The organism is Lysinibacillus sp. IITD104 (assembly GCF_036698265.2).
GTDB lineage: Bacteria > Bacillota > Bacilli > Bacillales_A > Planococcaceae > Lysinibacillus > Lysinibacillus boronitolerans.
The window spans coordinates 252,605-271,639 of the sequence record NZ_JBAHYH020000001.1; the positions used below are offsets into that span (position 1 = coordinate 252,605).

Genomic DNA, 19,035 nt, shown 5'->3' on the forward strand with positions numbered 1-19,035 from the left:
TATATAAGGTATACGGTGTGTATTTTAGACAGGCTAATTAAATTGTTAAAGGATGGATATGTGGGATTTTATCAAATGTTTGTCTTAGTATCACTAATGTTTTTATTGTTAATTGTCATAATGGTTTCAAGAATTATGAAAAAGACTATTAAGCCTATGCAAGGTATGACTATTTCAATGTTTTTTAGTATGAATGTAGGGCTAACATTAGGAATACTTTTTGGAGTTACCTTTCAAGGGAACTTGTTTTACTCAACGATTATTTCAATTATTCTCGGTGCAAGCATTGGCTTTTTAAGTGGTTGCAACTTTGGATTATTACCTATGTTAGAAGGTTTAATGGCAGGTTTAATGGCTGGTATGATGGGGGCAATGTTAGGTGAAATGGTGGATGGCGGGCAATCCATTGTATTAATAAGAATTTTTCTGTTGCTATCAATTTTCACTATTTTTTTATTTGCGCTACTTCCAAGTAAAAGTCAAAAAACATTCCAAAGTCAAATGGGCTTTTTAACACCCTTCTTCTTTTCGGTTTTTATACTCTTCTACTTTTTTGGGGGCATTCCTTTTGCCGAAAAACAAATAAACTTTATTAAAGACTCTTCTTTAGTGGATCATAATCTACACTCGAACGCTCAAAATAAATTAGAAAAGAAAGAGATTAAGATTATTTCTATAGAAACAGAAAATATGAAGTATTCGCCCTCTGAAGTAATTTTGGAGAAGAATCAACCGGTTTCATTAGAATTAATTAATAAAGATAATATAGAACATGATATTGAAGTTACAATACCAACATCAAATACTATTAGTAGTAATAATCATGTACATCACAAAAAGGAGGAGAATATGATTCATCTCCATGTTGGGCCTAAAAATACAGAAAAAATGAGTTTTACTCCCATTAATACAGGAGAATATCAATTTGTTTGTACTATTCCAGGACATAAGGAGCTTGGTATGGTTGGCAAGTTTATAATTAAGTAATTAGCTTTGATTTTGTAATTGATATACAAATGGAGTTGTCAAATTAAATACAATGATACTTATTTGAAAATGCCCAGTTATTATTAACAGGGCATAAGGTATATCTATATATTTAGATAAGCTCTATTTTTTGATAAATAAGATGACGGTGAAATAAAAAATGTTTAGTCTCAAATAAAAGTAGGGTATTAATTTTGAAGCATATGGATACAATCACAAATATTATTTTGCTTCGTTTTCATTACTTTGTATAATTTCGTTTACCATTTTTAATTCAGAAATCAAATAATCTATCTGTTGTTGCAAGTAACTTGATGGCGAAGAAAAATCGCTTGTAAATTGGCCATCTTCACTACTTACAGTCTTTAAGACATTCAATGCAATTTCCACAGTTAATGCAAATAATTCATCACCTAGTTTTTCAATAGATTCAATTAATAATTGAGAATCAGAAAATGTTTTAAAAGCTTCGTTATCAATGGTTATCTACTCCTTAAAAAATTGGTTAATCTCATTATATGAATTAATTTAAAAAAAGCTCCTTACCCCTTTTGCTGTTTCAACATTTTTGACAATCCAGGTTTTAAAAATGAATAAGGAAGGTATCTTTAAAATGTATATATTAAATTTTCTTGGTGATTCTAAATAAAGAAAAACTCGTATGAAATATCCCTAAAGTAAATTTATGATGATTGGGAATACAAAAATTCAAGCCTGCGAGTAGGAGGACTATGATGGAGAAAAAAATTATAATGAGTCTTGTTACTATAGTTGCTGCATTAATGCTTTCTGCATGTACAGGAAATACAAATAAGAAAGAAAGTCAACAAGAAATGCAGACAAATGAAATGGCCGAGAAAGATATGGAAGGTATGGACCATTCTGAAATGAATCCTAGTTCAAATGAACTTCCTGAAGGTTTAAAAGAAGCTGAAAATCCTAAGTTTGGAGTTGGGACAAAAGCAATAATTCATGCAGATCACATGAAAGGCATGGATGGAGCTGAAGCAACAATTGTAGGGGCATACGATACAATAGTCTATACTATATCTTACGCTCCTACAAATGGTGGAAATCGAGTAACAAATCATAAGTGGGTCATTCAAGAAGAAATAGAAGGTGCTGGTTCAGAGCCATTTGAACCAGGAACACAGGTTATTATAAATGCTAATCATATGGAGGGTATGGAAGGGGTAACTGCAAAAATTGATTCCGCAGAAGAAACTACTGTGTATGTGGTTGACTACACTTCTACTAATGGTGAAAAAATAAAAAATCATAAATGGCTAACGGAAAGTGAATTATCTTCTCCATAAAAATTAAATACTTAAAGATGTTCGACGAGTCAATTTTGACAAATTGGACATCTTTTTTAGTTTTAGAAATTCTATAATATCCTTTAATTTTAATCCATAATTTCTCCATAATTATTCGTTATATTCATTTTTAATAATATAACAATAACTGAGGAGGCGTGGGAAATTAGAAAGAGAGGAATTATCTTCACTTTGGGAGTATTAGTAGTTTTTTTAAAGGGTTGTACAAACGAAAATATCAATTCAAATAAAATAGCAGTTTTAACAGTTGAATATTTTAGTGGAGATCCACTTAATGATCTATATGTGGAATTACTCGATGAAGAAGGGAAAGAAATAGATTCAACAATTAGTTTGGATAAAGGTGAGGCAGAATTTTATAATTTACAACCAAATGAAACTTATACAGTAAAAGTAGGGAGTCCAGACAATTTTACAACAGGGATGTATTTAACAGAAAAAAAATTTACGTATACGTCATCTACACAATCCATATTGGTTCAAACATATGCAGTAAATCATAATAAAGGATTTGGAGTACCTGTAATTCTACAAAATCCTGAACTACCAAATGGGTGTGAAATAACTACTCTTACAGCAGTACTTAATTACTATGGTGCAGAAACATCTAAATTAGAAATGGATCAAAATTATTTACCTAAACAATCTTTTGAATACAAAATGAAAAAAAAGTATGGGCCAAATCCTAATCAAGCATATGGCGGCGAGCCAAGTAATCTAGAAACGGGTACATATGTTTTTGCCGAACCAATTGTCAAAGCAGCTAATAATTTTATCACAGAGAGAAAGTTAGATTTACAAGCAAAAAATATTAGTGGAAGAACAATAAAAGAAATAACAAATTATATTAGACAGGGAATACCAGTTATTACATGGGTAACATTGGACCTCTCACCACCAAAGGTTAAAGGGGGATGGATTATTGAAGAAACAGGTGAATACCATCAAATGTATCAAAATTTACATACAATGGTACTATTATCTGTGGGAGATACTACTGTGGAAGTAATGGATCCACGTAAGGGAATTATAACATTGGATAAGGGAGCATTTTTTAATAGTTATGAAGCATTAGGCGAACAGGCAGTTGTTGTTTATTAACAATAGTTCATTATATGCAAGTAATAGGTTAAAAAAGATAGCGTTTAATCATGGAAGAAAAATTACTTCATTTACTAGAACAATCTGGATTATTTGCAATTTTGGTTAGTTTAATGATAAATACTTTGGTTAGTATTATAGGTGTACTACCAAGTGTTTTTGTTACAGCCACTAACCTTGTGTTTTTTGGAGTATTCAACGGTTTGCTGATTTCTATTATCGGTGAATCAATTGGTGCAGTTATTAGCTTTATTTTATATAGAAAAGGAATCAATAAATGGAAAAGACCGTTCGTATTGCACCCTAAACTTTTAAAATTAAAGGAGTTGGAAGGTTCTGATGCATTTTGGATAATTGTCAGTTTAAGGATTTTACCTTTTATGTCATCAGGTCTTGTGACTTTTACTAGTGCATTTTCTAAGGTGTCTTTAGGCACATTTACGCTTGCTAGTACGATTGGAAAAATACCAGCTTTAATCTTTGAAGCAGGTGCAGTATATGGTTTTATGCAAGTAAATTTAATATGGAAAATTGTAATAAGTATCTTATTAATGTCAATTATCATTTTGATTTGGAAAGTTAAGAAATAAAAAAAGTTATTCAAAGTTTTCTTAGATAGAGTGGTTAATATTTGTCTCATTTAATTTCAAATCCATAAATTCTCCATATTTATTTGTTATAGTGCCTATGTAAAGAATAAAAGGAGGAAACATAATGAAATCTAAACTTTTGATTACTTCATTATTAGTAGGCGCTATTATAATTGGAGGATGTAGTGCGGGTAATTCGGAATCTAATAATAATTCAAATATGGACCATTCTAATATGTCTGGTATGGACCATTCCAATATGAGTGATGAAGAAATGAAAAACATGGAGGGTATGGATAATAAAGATAGTAGCATGGAAAATGGTCATGCGAGTCATAACAATCCATTAGCATTAAATAATTCAAATGGGGAAAATGAGCTTGCGCTCCCACCTATTATTGAACCTAAAAATGGAATTGTTGATATTACTGCTCAACAAGGAACAACAGAAATCTTTAAGGGAACTAAAACAGAGACATATGGATATAATGGTTCCTTTTTAGGGCCAATCATTCGTATTAATAAAGATCAAACGGTAACGTTTAGAACTAAAAATGATTTATCTGAACCAACAACATTTCACTGGCATGGATTAGAAATCCCTGGAAATGGTGATGGCGGCCCACATCAAGTCCTAGAGCCAGGTGTAACAGAAGATGTAAATTTTACAGTTAATCAGGGAGCATCTACGCTGTGGTTCCATCCACATCCAGAAGGTGCTACAGCAGAGCAAGTATATAAAGGTTTAGCTGGTTTAATTTATATAGATGATGAAAACTCACAAGAAATCAATGTACCAAATGAATATGGTGTGAATGATTTTCCATTAGTATTCCAAGATAGACAATTTACTGAAGAAAAGCAATTAAATTATCAAGCAGTCCTTAATGAAGATGGTACAATTGGAGATACTTTATTAATTAATGGTACGTTGAATCCTAAACTTACAGTTGGTAAAGAAAAAGTAAGACTTCGTTTATTAAACGGTTCTAATGCTCGTAATTATACTTTTAAATTGAATACCGGAGATACATTCCAACAAATTGCTACTGATGGTGGTTTCTTAAATCAACCAACTGATATGAAAGAAATTACCTTAACACCAGGTGAGCGAGCAGAGGTAATAGTGGACTTTTCAAAAATGGATGACAAGACTGATATAGCATTAATAAATGATGAAGGTACTACCCTTTTACCATTTAAAATTGAACAAAAGACTACAAGTACAAGTAAAATTTCAGAAAAATTAAATGATTTTAGTGTTACTGAAGAAGAGAAAAATTTACCAGTTTCTAAGAAGCTTGAACTATTTGGTATGGGGACAATGGTTTCTATAAATGGAAACCAGTTTGATATGAATCGCATTGATTTCACTCAAAAGCAGGGTGAGACTGAAATTTGGGAAATTTATAATAAACCTGATATGATGGGTGGTATGACACATCCTTTCCACATACATGGCACTCAATTTAAAATCGTGTCGATTGATGGTCAAGAACCTCCTTTAAATTTAAAAGGGTGGAAGGATACTGTCTCAATTGAAGCTGGTCAAACAGTTAAATTAGCAGTGAAGTTTAATAATAAGGGCATTTACATGTTCCATTGCCATGTCCTTGAACATGAAGAAAATGGTATGATGGGGCAAGTTGAAGTAAATTAAATATAAATAGATTATTAAAACCTCCAAATACCATGGAGGTTTTTTTATTGGTTTCTATTACATAACTCTTATATCTAGGGTTATTGGTCGTGGTTCATATTAAATAACCTACCCTATAGAAATACTCAATCTTTTTTCTAAAATTTCAATTGAAATTTTTAACAACTTAACAACATTTTTATTTAGTTAATACAAAAGAATACCTTAATGATTTTATGTATTTTTTGTCCCTTTAATGGAAATGAATATAAATAAAATGAAAGGTAATATTTATGGAATTTTATAAAGAGATTGAAATCTACTGTTATAAGTGTCGTAAAAAGACCATTTTTACATGTAAGGATTTGCATAATAAAATCGGTGTTGACAGTCATTGTAGTGAGTGTATTGGGATTTGGTTTGAATGGCAAAATCGAGCGGTAGAAAGAGAATTGGAGAAGTGGATTGTATATAATCAAGGGCTGTTAAAAACATAATGTGAATCGAAGAAAGTATAGTATTTTTCTTACTAAAATTAGCAAACGTCCACTCTTTAAAGGACGTTTTTTATGTGTAAACGATTGTAATATAAATACTTTTATAAAATGGAATAAATTAAACTACAAGTAAGTCAAAAAGTTATAATAATTTTAGAAATTATTTTTTTGAACCATAATTATGTCGACGAGGCGGTGCTTTACATGTCTAAAAGGAAATACGGTTGGTCTGAGAAAAAAAGAAATGACTATATTAAAGAAGGACGAGGTCAAGGGGAACTATCAAATTATATACCTTGGATTAAAATACAAGATATATCGTCACAAGGAAATGCTTCTCGATTAATAGGGTGGACCGCGAAGAGACAGCATGAATTGTTGTCTAACTTGGAAAGAGACTTTTTTCTCTTATTAGATTGGGAAGATACAGTGGTAGACATAAGAGAACAGTTTCCTTTAAATGTTGAAACAACTATTCGTATAGCTGAAGAGAAAGGAATTAAGCACTCTAAAGATAATAGTTCAGGTATACCGATAGATATGACAACAGATTTCTTTATAACAGTAGTAAAAAACTCTGAAAGAAAATATATCGCTAGAACTGTAAAACCAAGTGAACAACTTGAAGATAAACGAGTAATTGAAAAGTTTGAAATTGAACGAGAGTATTGGGAGATACAAGGAATAAGTTGGGGGGTCATAACTGAAAAGGAAATTCCTAAACAACTAGCAAACAATATTCTATGGATACATAAATCTTATTATTTAGCAGAAGAAGATATAAGCTATTCTACTTTATTATTGCATTTATTGATTTTAAAAAAAGATAGCGAAGAGAGTTTATTAGTAGTTTGTAATAAATTTGATGAGGATTATAACTTAGAAACAGGCTCATCTTTAAGTTATATAAAACATTTTATAGCTCGAAAATATATTTCGATTGATATGAGTAAGAAAATTAACCCAAGCAATCTAACTTTAGATCAAATTATTATGAATGTTTCTAAGGAGGATAACATTGATTACAATATCAGTTAATGAATTAATTAAAGACTTGACGTGTAATAAAGTATATCGTCTACTTTGGATTGATGAAAGTAACATCGTTACATATGCAATTGATATAGAAGATTCCAATGCCTTACCATTCCTTTTAAAAGTTAAAGATATACATCAAGGATTTATAGAAAATTCATACTCCAAATTCGAATCTGATCACACAAACATACTAATTAACCACATTAATTTACCTGAGGGAATGAAACAAAAGAGAGACACAGCGTGGGCAATTATCAAAAACTTAGTGAATGATGAACCTTCAATTTATAAGAAAAAAGAACGTGGGCAGCTAATAAATGAACTTGTAAATAATAAAGTATGTACAAAAATGACTGCTTATAAATATTTGAGAAAGTACTGGCAGAGAGGAAAAACTATGAATAGTTTGCTTCCGGATTATAGTAACTCTGGAGGTAAGGGAAGAAATAAAAAAAGTGGTACTTTGAAAAGGGGAAAACCTAGAACCACTAACAGTGTAGGAATAAATGTAACCGATGAAACAAGGGAAATATTTCGTAAATCGATTAAAAGGTACTATTTTACAAGCAAGAGAAACTCATTGTCATTCGCATATAAAATGATGATAAAGGAGTTCTATGCAGATGAAGTTCGTTACGAAAACGGAACAAAATATATAGTAATACAGGATGAAAATAAAATTCCTTCATTAAGACAATTTAGATATTGGCACAACAAAGAATTTGGTATTGAACAAAAAATAGTAAGTCGAGAAGGTGAGAAAAAATTTGAACGAGATCATCGAGCAATATTAGGATCTTCAACTTATGAAGTCATGGGGCCAGGATCACGATATCAAATAGATGCGACTATTGGTAATGTGTATCTGGTATCTAGTTTTAATTCTGATTATATTGTAGGTAAACCAATTATATATTTTGTGGTGGACGTATATACACATATGATTACAGGAATGTATATCGGATTTGAAGGTCCTTCTTGGGCAGGAATGATGATGGCAATAGCAAATGCAGCATCAGATAAAAAGGAATATTGCAGTAGATATGGTATAGAAATTTCAAATGAAATGTGGCCATCTGCGCATCTTCCTGAAATTATTCTAGGGGATAGAGGTGAGTTGGAGGGATATAACGTGAATAGTTTAATTGAAGGGTTGGATTTGGTAGTGGAGAATAATCCTGCTTTTCGACCAGATTGGAAGGGAATTGTGGAAAAATTGTTCGATACTTCACAAAGTAAAATAAAGCCGTTCTTACCAGGTTACATACAGAGTGATTTTAGGGAACGTGGGGCTAGTGATTATCGTTTAGAAGCTAAGTTAACTATAGATCAATATACAAAAATTCTAATCAATTTTGTTTTATTTTATAACAAAAATCACTATATGAAGGATTATCTAAGAGATGAGCAGATGATACGGGAAAATGTAAAACCGACTCCTCTTAAACTCTGGAATTGGGGCATTAAAAATAGAGCAGGTAAGCTAAGGAAGGAACATCCTAATACTATAAAGTTTTACTTATTGCCACGAGATACAGCTACAGTAACCTCAAAGGGAATAAAGTTTAAAAATAGGTTATTTAGCTGTGAAACAGCTATAAAGGAATCTTGGTTTGTACAAGCTAGAACAAAGAAAAGTTGGACAGTTGATATTTCATACGATCCTCGAAACATGGACATTATTTATCTGCACATTAATGATAAATCACTTTTTGAAAGTTGCTTCCTTTTAGATCATCAGGAGAGATACAAAAATAAAGTACTTGAAGAAATTGAACAATTATTAATGATTGAACAAAACACATATAAAATTGAAAGTCATAGTTTGTTACAAGAAGAAATTAATTTTTATTCTAAAATTGAAGGAATAGTGGATGAGGCAATTAAGACACCAAATCAAGATGAAAATAATAAAATCACTAAAACGGAAAAAATAAAAAATATTAGAGAAAATCGGGAAGTTGAAAAAAGTTTACGAAGAGAGTATGAGGCATTTCAAATAGGTGTAACTGAGATTGATAATGATAAAAACATTATTTCTTTTGCACCTTCTGAGCAGAAAGATGAAAAAACTGAAACATCTACGATAATGGAATTATTTAAAAAGCAAAGAAGGAAGAAGAAGGAATGAAAAATGGGAAGACAATTGAATTAGAGAGTGGTATTGAAGTTCTATTGGCAGAGTATCGTGAACAAGAAATAATTGATTATAAAGGGAATCCCCTTATTGAAGCGTTACCTCCGATACTCTCTAAAGAAGAAGCGTTTGATCAACTTAGCTTTATACCTATGTTTCATAATAGTGAAAGAAATTTATCAAGTCATCATCGTTACCATGCTTTACTAAGATTATCAAGATTTTATCAGCCTATAAATCAAACCTTAAATCTAGAACAGCGTTTTTCAGGTTTCATTAGGTATGGATATGTTAATCGAAATCCATTACATAAAAAACATGTTCAAGCATTACTTGATTTACACAACAAGCTTGTTAATAAAGAGGAAATTGGATTACCGCCAGATATACGTTCTTCTGCTTCAAGTTTCACTTTAATGGGATATCCAGGAATAGGTAAAACATCTGCGATAGAAAGGGTACTATCTCTTTATCCGCAAGTAATATTGCATCAAAATCCAATCAATTTGATTCAAATTGTATGGTTAAAATTGGATTGTCCACATGATGGATCATTAAAAACTCTTTGTATGGACTTTTTCAAAAAAGTTGATTCGTTGACAGGTACTAATTATTTTGAAAAGTATGGTAAGCCATCAAATTCAGTTAGTTCAATGGTAACTCGTATGGGGCAAGTCGCTCGTTTACACTCAATAGGCGCTCTAATCATTGATGAGGTTCAGCACTCGTTATCTGCATCAGGTGCTGCATCAGAAATGATGATGAATTTTTTTGTAACGCTAGTGAATGAAATAGGAGTACCAGTAATGTTTATTGGAACCATGAAAGCCAAGGCATTATTACAAAAGGATTTCAGACAAGCACGTAGAAGCAGTGGCCAAGGCGACATGGTATGGCAGCAAATGAAACAAGATGATGATTGGGAAGTATTAATCACAAGTATGTGGGATTATCAGTGGACGAATGAATATACGGAACTGACAGAAGAATTATTAAACACGATTTACGAAGAGAGCCAAGGAATTGTGGATGTTGCTGTTAAGTTGTATTTACTCGCACAAGCGAGGGCAATCAATTCTGGCCTTGAAAAAATAACCCCTAAACTTATACAAAAGGTAGTGAAAGAAGATTTGAAACTTCTTCAACCTATGTTGGAGGCTCTTAAATCCGGAAATCAAAGCGACATTGCAAAATACGAAGATATTGTTCCAATGGATATTGAAGATTATATTCTAAATAGATTGCCAGTATTAGACCTTAAGGCCAGGGTTCAGGCGAAAAAAGAAAAGATGGCACAAGATCGTACAAATAAAGAACTTCCAATACTAGAAAAATTAATCCTATCCTTAATTAATTTAGATGTTTCAGAAAAAATTGCTGAAAACGCTGCTAAATATGCACTGAAAAATTCACCTGAGTCAACAATTCCACAACTAATGACTCTATCACTCCAATACATTGAGGGAAAGAAAGAAAAGAAAAATGAAGCGAAAGGCAATATTTCAGTAAATAAACTTCAATCAATAGTTGATATAGGAAAGAAGAATAAACGCTCTGCTTATGAGGCATTATGTGAAGAAGGATATATTAAAAATCCTTTAGATGACTTAATAATGTAAGGGTGTGTAAATAAAATAGATGTTAGCATTTTTTCCTTCAATTTATAAAGATGAACTATTATATAGTGTGTTGGCTAGATACCATAAACGTTCAGGGAATTTAAGTAATAAACATTCAACTTTAGATTTGTTTGGAAAAAAGAAAGCATATATTATTCCTGATTTACCTACTGATTTAGAGATATTATTAGAAAAAGTAAATCCTTTTTTAAATTCGAGTATTGATGAATGGATAAATTATCATACATTGTATAACTACTATACAAATTTTACTTCAAAAGAAATAAAACAGAGTGTTCGAAATAAAATGTTATATGGCTGTGGCAATACTTCCTTGCATTATTCAACAGGTCAAATGGCTGGGACAGTAAAAGAGCCTATGTATTTTCGCTATTGTCCTAACTGCTTTGAAGAAGATATTCAAGTGAATGGAGAAACATATTGGCGGACATATCACCAATTACCAAGTGTATTTATTTGTTTAAAGCATTCTGTCTTGCTTAGAGATTTATCATTACCTATTGGATCGCGAAGGGTATGTAAAATCAAACGGCACAATCGACCAAAGGCGATTAGAAGAAGACTTTATTAAGAAGTTTAAGGTCGATTTTTTAATATTGATGCAATCATTTCCAAGTGGTGTAGAAGGACAGTGTTGGTTAAGGGCAATAACAAGAAAACATCGAAAGTCTTTTCATCCTGTACGGCATTTACTGTTCATTTATTTTTTAGGTGAATCGGTTGATACAATTGAACAGTATGCAAATAAACGATATAGTCCATTTGGTGAAGAGCCATATCTATGTTTGAATCCTGCGGCAGAACACTTTCTACAGCCTGTAATAACTAATTTAAAGGTTACTCGTTGCTATGATACTAAAAGGCCGGTAGGAACCTTCTCCTGTGCCTGTGGCTTTGTTTATTCTCGTAAGGGGCCAGATAAAACAGAAGAGGATAAAACAAATATAGGGCGTATTAAGATGTTAGGTGATACTTGGTTGAGCAAACTCCATCAATTGGTTGAAATAGAACAGTTGAGTTATAAAGCATGCTCAAAAATATTAAAAGTCGACACCAAAACAATTATTAAGTATTCTAAGCAAAGAAATAGTAAGCCTATGAACAAGGAAAATCATATTAAAAGTGATTTGAAGCAAAAATGGCTTGATTTAATTAACCAATACCCCATATTATCAAGAACAGAACTTAGAAAAAAAGACCCATCACTTTATATGCGAATTTATAGAAATGATAAGGAATGGTTAAAGGAACATTCCCCAGTTGTTAAAGTAAATAGGGTTACTAATAAAAGAGTTGATTGGGTACAGAGAGACCTTCACATCTTGGGCATGGTAAAAAAAGCAGTGGAAGATATAAGTGCTAAAGAAAAACCAGTTAGAATAACCGTAAGCAGTATAGGTAAAATGATTAATAATAAATCGTTGTTAGAAAAAAGAGTAAATAAACTGCCCAATACGATGAAGTATATTGAGAGTGTTAAAGAAAATACGACCAATTTTCAAAAGAGGCGTATTAGTTGGGCTATAGATCAATTAAAAGATGAAGAACTTGAAGTTTGGAAAATAATGCGAAAAGCAGGAATCAGTGAAAGATTTTATTCTGGGTTAGAGATAGAAATAAAAAGGCAGATAATAAGTGCGAAGCAAAAATTCTGATATAAAGAATGATACCAAAAAGCCGTGTTCATAGCTGAAAACACGGCTTTTTTTTTTGTAGTCATAATGGTGTTGTTCATCTTTGAAATCGAAAAATTAAAATCCTGTGAATCCACCAAAGAAGGGAGTAAACCAAGCAATAATTTTTGTCATCATGTCAAAATAGAGTAGCACACCCATTACTATCATTAACCATCCACCAATGCTCATAATGAGATGACTTTTTGTCTGGAAAAAGACGTTGCATGCTGTGCAAATCATATTGACTAGAAGAACTTGAACAGTGAACAAGTTTGTAATCAAAGCAATATTTATTCTTCTATTTAGCAACAGAAGCACAGTAATTGAAACTACTGTGCTTCTGTTTTTTAGTTCAATACATACTATGCAACCTCTCATATTCATGTGGGGGGAGCATCTACAGAAGATTTTATAGATAATTGACATAACTATGTAACAAAATATCCCGAGGTTTATATTGATTATTCTAATTGCTGTAATAAAATGATGTTATATCTTGTTAAGTTATAACATTCAGGAGGAAACTATGCTTTCAGAGAGACAACAACTTATACGTGACATGATTCTATATAGACACAATTTGAAAATCTCAGAATTAAGTCAAACACTTGAGGTATCAGAGATGACAATACATCGAGATATAAAACCTCTGATTGAAGAAGGGCTTATTATGAAGACATATGGTGGGATTACACTTATAAGGGATCAATCTATACATCGTGTTGAGGAAGACGAGTGTGTGTATTGTCATCGTAAGTGTGATGATCGATTGGTTTACAGGATAATTCTTTTAAATGGAGAACGTGAAAATGCTTGTTGCAGCCATTGTGGAATACTGCGGCATCGACAGTTAGGTGATGAGGTAGCACAAGCAATTTGTACCGATTTTTTAACAGGGACAACGATTAGCGCTCATCTAGCTTGGTTTGTTTTAGACACTACTGTCCATATTCGTTGTTGTTACCCACAAGTGTTGGTATTTGAGACTAAAGAATATGCAGAGAACTTTGTAAAAGGATTCGGAGGTAAAGTCCTTACATTTTCCGAAATAATGAAATCATTTCCTCAACACCTTAAATTGTCCTGTAAGAACAGTTGAAGAGGGGAATTTAAATGAATGAGGTACTTCTTCAGATACATGTGTGGTTAAGTCAGTTAGCCAATTTAGTAGCAGAACCAATTTATACATTAGCACTAAAACTAGATGTATGGGGAATGAAGGCTTTCTTATTAGGGTTGGTTGGGGCAACTGCACCATGTCAACTTACATCTAATTCTACTGCTGTTGCTTTGATTACATATGAGACTGAAAAAAATAAAAGGTGGTTGAATGTAGGGAGTTATATTACAGGCAAATCTTTAGTGTACATATTGTTAGGCATAATGTCTGTATTCATCGGTAGTACAGTTGCTGATATTCCTTTCATTGGAACAATGTTTTTCCGTAAATTATTTGGCCTTACTCTTATTCTAATTGGATTAGCTCTCCTTGGAAATATTTCAGTACATTCCTCTGCATCACAACGTATCTTCCAAAAAGTCCAAAAAGGATTGAAATTGAAAAATACATCTCTTTCTTTTGGGTTGGCTATGGGTTTTTTATTCTGTCCTACGTTGTTTTGGTTATTTTTTGTCTTGTTATTGCCGACAGGAAATGGAGAATTTAATTTGATAGGTCCCATTTTTTTTGCAATTGGAACAGCAATGCCACTCATTTTATATGTGATACTACTGACTATTAGTGAACGGTTATTAAATCCAATGAAGAAGACTTTGTATTCATTCCATAATGTATCAAGGAATATTTCTGCAATCTTCTTTATATTGTCAGGATTATTCGAAACTTTAAATGCTTGGATAGGATAGAAGGGAATTTGTTTATGATATATATATTTAGTTTTAGTATTATTTTTTTGTTAACCGGTTACGTCATTTTTTCTACCTATCGTGCCAAATCGTTCTTATCAGAAATGACTGCTATGATGATTGCAATGGCTGTTTCTATGATGGCTAGCATAGTAGTAGGAACCATATTAGGAGTAATATTAGTAGGGAAAATGACTGTCCCAGTAATCTCCTCAGTACTTTTTGGCATGATAATTGGATATGTTATTGGGCGTCCCTTTAGTTTATTGGCTTCATTAGATGGACTATTAGCAGGTATCATGGGCGGCATGATGGGTGCAATGTTGGGGGTAATGGTTTTTTCTCAAGATCCTGTCGTTATGATGATATTTGTGGATGCAATTTTTATCATTGTCATGATTCTTATATTGAAATTAATTAGACAAGAAGTTAAGGGAACAGATACAATAACGGTAATATCAAATAAAAATAAATGGAGTAAAGTTATTTTTTGTGTAATTGCCGTATTATTAGTTGTTTCTGTTGTATTCTTTAAACCCATTTCTCATTACTTCAGAGATCTTTTGGGTGATACAACTCCGGTTTCAGACGATTCTTCTACAAAAATAAATGAAGTAAAAGCAGAGCAAAAAGACGGTTATCAGGAAGCCGTCATAATGGTAGAGCCATTTGGATATACACCTGAGAATGTAAAAGTAAAAGCTGGAATCCCAGTTCAACTTCATTTTCAAAAGAGTTTTTCAGGTGGATGCTTATCATACTTAATAATAGAGGATTTCCAAATAGAAAAAGATCTTGATAAAGGTGATAACTTGGTCGAATTCACACCAGAAAAACCGGGTATATATACGTTTCATTGTGGAATGAATATGTATTTTGGAAAGATAATAGTTGAATAATGGATAACAACGAAACAAAGCACAGCCATTAAGAGTCTGTGCTTTGTTTTAGTTTCACCTTTAAAATTTCTTTACTTATGTAGATTTAAAAAATAAGTATCGTGGGGTTTTATTCTTATACGAGAGATATTCTACTTTAAGCATATTCTCTAAGTGTTTTTCTTCTTGAAGAATAAGGTTATGAATTGAAACTATATTTAGTAAACAAATAATTAATGTAACTAAGTTAGGGAATGTCAAAAATAGACCTATAAACATTAAATTGAATCCAACAAATGCAGGATTTCGACTATATTTGTATAAACCATTGGTGATTAGCGAGGTTTTTGTTTCTTTATCTATACCAACTCTCCAAGAGGTTTTCATTGTTATCATTGATAAAATAAAAAACAGTAAACCAATGGTAATTGTCATTAATCCAAAGTAATGCATAACCTCATTGGTGAATAGTTTAGGTAAAATATTATCAATCGAATTATCAAATATTGACTCTAAAAGCCATGCAATTCCCCATACGAAAGTTGAAATTTTAACAAACATTTCGGAAGAATCGACGGATGTCCCCTTATTTCCTTTTCCTAACACATTTGCTTTTATCCCTGATTTCTTATTTAGAATAACTAGCTTTAATGAATAGGAAAATAAAAACAAAGCAAACAGAATCAATGAAAAAACATTTACCAGTTCCATTTTTATCTCTTCTTTCTATAATGAATTAAGTGCTATTTTAAGAAAGTAAAGTACTAGAAATAAAAAGATGGACTTTCATATAAAAAGCCCATCTATTGAATAAAGTGCGTTAATTCATTCTTTAACACGCATTAAACGTAAGCTGTTTAATGCTACTAACAATGTTGCTCCCATATCTGAGACAATGGCAATCCAAAGTGTTAGCCAACCTGGAATAACTAATAGTAATGCAGCTAGTTTAATTAAAATGGCAAATGCTATATTTGCCTTGATAATATTTAAGGCCTTACGACTTAGCTTTATTGTAAACGGTAATTTCCGTAGATCATCTGCCATTAAAGCAACATCTGCAGTCTCTAATGCAGTGTCTGTACCAGCACCACCCATGGCGATACCGACTGTAGAAGCTGCTAAAGCAGGAGCATCGTTGACACCATCACCGACCATCGCAACATTGCCATAGTCTTTTCGAAGTTGTTTTATATAGGAAAGTTTGTCTTCAGGCATTAATTCAGCTTGAATTTCAGAAACCCCTACATGATGACCAATTGCATTCGCAGTCCCTTTATTATCACCAGTTAACATGATTGTTTTCTTAACACCCATGTTATGCAATTTCTCAATAATTTCTTGGCTAGATTCACGTACCTCATCAGCTACGGCAATGATTGCTTGAATCTCTTTTTCAGTTCCTAATATCATGGCAGTTTTGCCTTCATTTTGTAACTTAAGGATGTTTCCTTCTAAATTCTCTGGAATAGGTACATTTAACTCTTGGAACAATTTTGGGCTACCGATGTAATACAAAGTACCATCTACTTCACCTTTTATTCCTTTGCCAGTAATGGCTGCGAAAGCATCAACGTTGATATTTTTGAATGAAACATTTTCTTCTTCGGCTCTTTTAATAATCGCAGAAGCTAAAGGGTGCTGAGATCGATATTCTAAAGCCGTAATTATGGCTAGAATCTTTTTTGAATCTTTTTGGGTATTCATTACATCAAAGTTTGTAACCACTGGAACACCTTTTGTAAGCGTACCTGTTTTATCAAAAGCAATTGCCTTAAGCGAACCCATTTCCTCTAAATAAATGCCACCTTTAATTAAAACCCCTTTTTTAGCAGCATTACCTATAGCTGAAACAATTGAAATTGGTGTTGAAATAACAAGCGCACATGGACATCCAACTACAAGTACTGATAAACCTTGATAAACCCAAGTTTCCCAACTACCATCGAAGAACAGTGGGGGAACAATTACTACAAGCCCTGCAATGACCATGATAATTGGTGTATAATATTTCGCAAATTTATCAACAAATGCTTGTGAAGGAGCGCGTTCACCTTGAGCTTCTTCAACTAGATGTATAATTTTTGAAATCGTTGTATCTTCAACGTATTTTGTAATTTTAACTTCTAATAAACCCTCTTCATTTAGTGTTCCAGCGAATACCTCATCATCTACTGTTTTTGAAACTGGTACTGATTCCCCTGTAATAGCTGCTTGGTTGACTGCAGAAAGACCGCTAACCACGATGCCATCCATTGCAATTTTTTGCCCAGGTATAACAATCATAATATCGCCAATCTCTATATCATCTACGTGTACCATGATTTCTTGACCATTTCGACGAATTAAAGCTTCTTTTGGTGCAATATCCATTAATGAGCGAATTGATTGACGTGCTTTATCCATTGAATAACGCTCTAAAGCTTCACTAATAGCGAATAGGATAACAACTATGGATGCTTCTGCCCATTCTCCTATAAATGCAGCACCAATGACAGCTACCGTCATTAATGTTTTCATGTCAAAATCAAAGCGAGTTAAATTTTTGAAACCAACTTTGAATAGATTGAAACCACCGATTACAATTGAAGCTATAAATAATAGGGAGGTAATAAGATTTTCTTCACCGTTTACGTATTGAGATAGATAACCGAATACGATAAATAAGCTTGCGTATAAAAGTGTGCTATGTTTTTTGTAAAATGGTACTTTCTTTTCAACTTGCCCCTCACTATTGTCAGAAGATGGAGCTTTAGATCTGTATGAAGGTGTATCCATTGATACTTTTAAATTTTCAAAAGCTCCAGCTTTTTCAAGTTCCGCAATAGTTGTTTCGCCAGTTACGGAAATTTTAGAAGCACCGAAGTTTACTTTTGCATCTTGAACCCCTGGAAGCTCTTTTACATTACGTTCAAATTTACCTGCACAGTTTGCACACGAGAAGCCTTCAATTCTATAGGTAGTATCTGTTTGGGGTGGAGTAACACGTTTTTGTTTTTCTGGCGTTACTTTTAAGTTTTCGAAAGCTCCAGCCTTTTCTAACTCCTCCACGGTCGCATCGCCTGTAACTGATATTTTAGATGCCCCAAAGTTCACCTTTGCATCTTGAACACCAGGTATTTCTTTTACATTACGTTCAAATTTACTTGCACAGTTGGCACAAGAGAAACCGTTCACGCGGAATACCTGTTTTTCCTCAGTCATTAATTTCACCTTCTTTATGTTCTTCAAATGCAACACTGATTAAATTCTTAAAATATGGGTCATGAATAGCGTAATAAACCAATTTCCCTTCTTTACGATATTCAGCTAATCCTAAATTTCGTAGTAAACGCAAATGGTGCGACGCAGTTGCTGTTGTTGACCCAATAATATTAGCGATATCGCAAACACATAATTCATCTTCTAGTGTTAGCGCATAGGCAATTTTTACACGTGTATCATCCGAAAGTGCTTTAAAAACTTTAGCAACATCCATTGATTTTTTTTCTTTTAACTTGTCTTGAACATAGTTTACTTTATCCTCATGAATACAGGTGATTTCACATATTTCTTTCATATATTTTCCTCCAGTTATCATTCAAACGTTCAAACGATTATTTGATTGTTTTTATAATAAACTTAAACATTCAAATAGTCAAACAGTTAT

16 protein-coding genes and 1 pseudogene are annotated in these 19,035 nt (G+C 32.5%); 13 read left to right on the forward strand and 4 right to left on the reverse strand.

Annotated elements, in window-relative coordinates; genetic code table 11:
* Positions 1 to 60 precede the first annotated feature (60 nt).
* The 10 genes from V1L66_RS01310 to V1L66_RS01355 all read left to right on the forward strand — a co-directional run bounded on the left by V1L66_RS01310 (position 61) and on the right by V1L66_RS01355 (position 12,621).
* Positions 61 to 987: a cupredoxin domain-containing protein gene (locus tag V1L66_RS01310; protein ID WP_051145745.1), complete on the forward strand. Its 927-nt coding sequence runs from the start codon at positions 61 to 63 to the stop codon at positions 985 to 987.
* 734 nt (positions 988 to 1,721) lie between these two features.
* A complete protein-coding gene (locus V1L66_RS01315; protein WP_009374071.1) occupies positions 1,722 to 2,303 on the forward strand; it encodes a YdhK family protein in 582 nt (193 codons plus the stop codon).
* A 192-nt stretch (positions 2,304 to 2,495) separates the two neighbouring features.
* Complete coding sequence (locus tag V1L66_RS01320; protein WP_009374070.1) at positions 2,496 to 3,425, forward strand: C39 family peptidase; 930 nt, start codon at positions 2,496 to 2,498, stop codon at positions 3,423 to 3,425.
* A gap of 50 nt (positions 3,426 to 3,475) precedes the next feature.
* Complete coding sequence (locus V1L66_RS01325) at positions 3,476 to 4,015, forward strand: VTT domain-containing protein (protein ID WP_333006086.1); 540 nt, start codon at positions 3,476 to 3,478, stop codon at positions 4,013 to 4,015.
* Positions 4,016 to 4,139: 124 nt separating this feature from the next.
* The gene (locus tag V1L66_RS01330; RefSeq protein ID WP_009374058.1) at positions 4,140 to 5,675 is read left to right on the forward strand and encodes a multicopper oxidase family protein; all 1,536 of its coding nucleotides are present in this window, start codon (positions 4,140 to 4,142) and stop codon (positions 5,673 to 5,675) included.
* A gap of 680 nt (positions 5,676 to 6,355) precedes the next feature.
* On the forward strand, positions 6,356 to 7,189 hold the full coding sequence (locus tag V1L66_RS01335; protein WP_009374053.1) for a heteromeric transposase endonuclease subunit TnsA: 834 nt from the start codon (positions 6,356 to 6,358) through the stop codon (positions 7,187 to 7,189).
* Entirely contained in the window at positions 7,170 to 9,320 is a 2,151-nt protein-coding gene (locus tag V1L66_RS01340; RefSeq protein WP_009374050.1) for a Mu transposase C-terminal domain-containing protein, read from the forward strand. Before V1L66_RS01335 ends, V1L66_RS01340 begins: the two co-directional genes overlap by 20 nt.
* Complete coding sequence (locus tag V1L66_RS01345; protein WP_036079781.1) at positions 9,317 to 10,945, forward strand: ATP-binding protein; 1,629 nt, start codon at positions 9,317 to 9,319, stop codon at positions 10,943 to 10,945. Before V1L66_RS01340 ends, V1L66_RS01345 begins: the two co-directional genes overlap by 4 nt.
* 19 nt (positions 10,946 to 10,964) lie before the next feature.
* Entirely contained in the window at positions 10,965 to 11,537 is a 573-nt protein-coding gene (locus tag V1L66_RS01350) for a TniQ family protein (RefSeq protein ID WP_333006083.1), read from the forward strand.
* Positions 11,467 to 12,621, forward strand: coding sequence for a TnsD family Tn7-like transposition protein (locus tag V1L66_RS01355; RefSeq protein WP_333006082.1), 1,155 nt, complete (start codon positions 11,467 to 11,469; stop codon positions 12,619 to 12,621). The genes V1L66_RS01350 and V1L66_RS01355 overlap by 71 nt, the downstream gene beginning before the upstream one ends.
* Positions 12,622 to 12,717: 96 nt before the next feature.
* Here the strand turns inward: V1L66_RS01355 and V1L66_RS01360 are convergent.
* Positions 12,718 to 12,831 (reverse strand): annotated as a pseudogene (locus V1L66_RS01360) (cytochrome c biogenesis protein CcdA); the annotation flags it as partial.
* Positions 12,832 to 13,168: 337 nt separating this feature from the next.
* Between V1L66_RS01360 and V1L66_RS01365 the strand changes: the two are divergent.
* The 3 genes from V1L66_RS01365 to V1L66_RS01375 are packed head-to-tail and all read left to right on the forward strand — an operon-like array spanning position 13,169 to position 15,407.
* Complete coding sequence (locus V1L66_RS01365) at positions 13,169 to 13,741, forward strand: DeoR family transcriptional regulator (RefSeq protein WP_009374044.1); 573 nt, start codon at positions 13,169 to 13,171, stop codon at positions 13,739 to 13,741.
* 14 nt (positions 13,742 to 13,755) lie between these two features.
* Positions 13,756 to 14,508 carry a sulfite exporter TauE/SafE family protein gene (locus V1L66_RS01370; protein WP_009374042.1) on the forward strand — a complete coding sequence of 251 codons (753 nt, stop codon included), beginning with the start codon at positions 13,756 to 13,758 and terminating at the stop codon, positions 14,506 to 14,508.
* Positions 14,509 to 14,522: 14 nt separating this feature from the next.
* On the forward strand, positions 14,523 to 15,407 hold the full coding sequence (locus V1L66_RS01375; RefSeq protein WP_009374041.1) for a cupredoxin domain-containing protein: 885 nt from the start codon (positions 14,523 to 14,525) through the stop codon (positions 15,405 to 15,407).
* Between the two features lie 75 nt (positions 15,408 to 15,482).
* Here V1L66_RS01375 and V1L66_RS01380 read toward each other — a convergent pair whose 3' ends face one another.
* The 3 genes from V1L66_RS01380 to V1L66_RS01390 all read right to left on the reverse strand — a co-directional run bounded on the left by V1L66_RS01380 (position 15,483) and on the right by V1L66_RS01390 (position 18,945).
* On the reverse strand, positions 15,483 to 16,097 hold the full coding sequence (locus tag V1L66_RS01380) for an isoprenylcysteine carboxylmethyltransferase family protein (RefSeq protein ID WP_009374040.1): 615 nt from the start codon (positions 16,095 to 16,097) through the stop codon (positions 15,483 to 15,485).
* 114 nt (positions 16,098 to 16,211) lie between these two features.
* Positions 16,212 to 18,590, reverse strand: a complete 2,379-nt coding sequence (locus V1L66_RS01385) for a heavy metal translocating P-type ATPase (protein ID WP_009374038.1) — start codon at positions 18,588 to 18,590, stop codon at positions 16,212 to 16,214.
* Positions 18,583 to 18,945, reverse strand: coding sequence for a metalloregulator ArsR/SmtB family transcription factor (locus V1L66_RS01390; RefSeq protein ID WP_009374036.1), 363 nt, complete (start codon positions 18,943 to 18,945; stop codon positions 18,583 to 18,585). Before V1L66_RS01390 ends, V1L66_RS01385 begins: the two co-directional genes overlap by 8 nt.
* Positions 18,946 to 19,035: the final 90 nt, after the last annotated feature.

Bases quoted from the DNA above. Each gene is read 5' to 3' on its own strand.
- V1L66_RS01350 (WP_333006083.1), top strand. From the start codon at position 10,965: ATGTTAGCATTTTTTCCTTCAATTTATAAAGATGAACTATTATATAGT.
- V1L66_RS01315 (WP_009374071.1), top strand. From the start codon at position 1,722: ATGGAGAAAAAAATTATAATGAGTCTTGTTACTATAGTTGCTGCATTA.
- V1L66_RS01330 (WP_009374058.1), top strand. From the start codon at position 4,140: ATGAAATCTAAACTTTTGATTACTTCATTATTAGTAGGCGCTATTATA.
- V1L66_RS01390 (WP_009374036.1), bottom strand. From the start codon at position 18,945: ATGAAAGAAATATGTGAAATCACCTGTATTCATGAGGATAAAGTAAAC.
- V1L66_RS01380 (WP_009374040.1), bottom strand. From the start codon at position 16,097: ATGGAACTGGTAAATGTTTTTTCATTGATTCTGTTTGCTTTGTTTTTA.
- V1L66_RS01385 (WP_009374038.1), bottom strand. From the start codon at position 18,590: ATGACTGAGGAAAAACAGGTATTCCGCGTGAACGGTTTCTCTTGTGCC.
- V1L66_RS01325 (WP_333006086.1), top strand. From the start codon at position 3,476: ATGGAAGAAAAATTACTTCATTTACTAGAACAATCTGGATTATTTGCA.
- V1L66_RS01345 (WP_036079781.1), top strand. From the start codon at position 9,317: ATGAAAAATGGGAAGACAATTGAATTAGAGAGTGGTATTGAAGTTCTA.
- V1L66_RS01370 (WP_009374042.1), top strand. From the start codon at position 13,756: ATGAATGAGGTACTTCTTCAGATACATGTGTGGTTAAGTCAGTTAGCC.
- V1L66_RS01375 (WP_009374041.1), top strand. From the start codon at position 14,523: ATGATATATATATTTAGTTTTAGTATTATTTTTTTGTTAACCGGTTAC.
- V1L66_RS01335 (WP_009374053.1), top strand. From the start codon at position 6,356: ATGTCTAAAAGGAAATACGGTTGGTCTGAGAAAAAAAGAAATGACTAT.
- V1L66_RS01365 (WP_009374044.1), top strand. From the start codon at position 13,169: ATGCTTTCAGAGAGACAACAACTTATACGTGACATGATTCTATATAGA.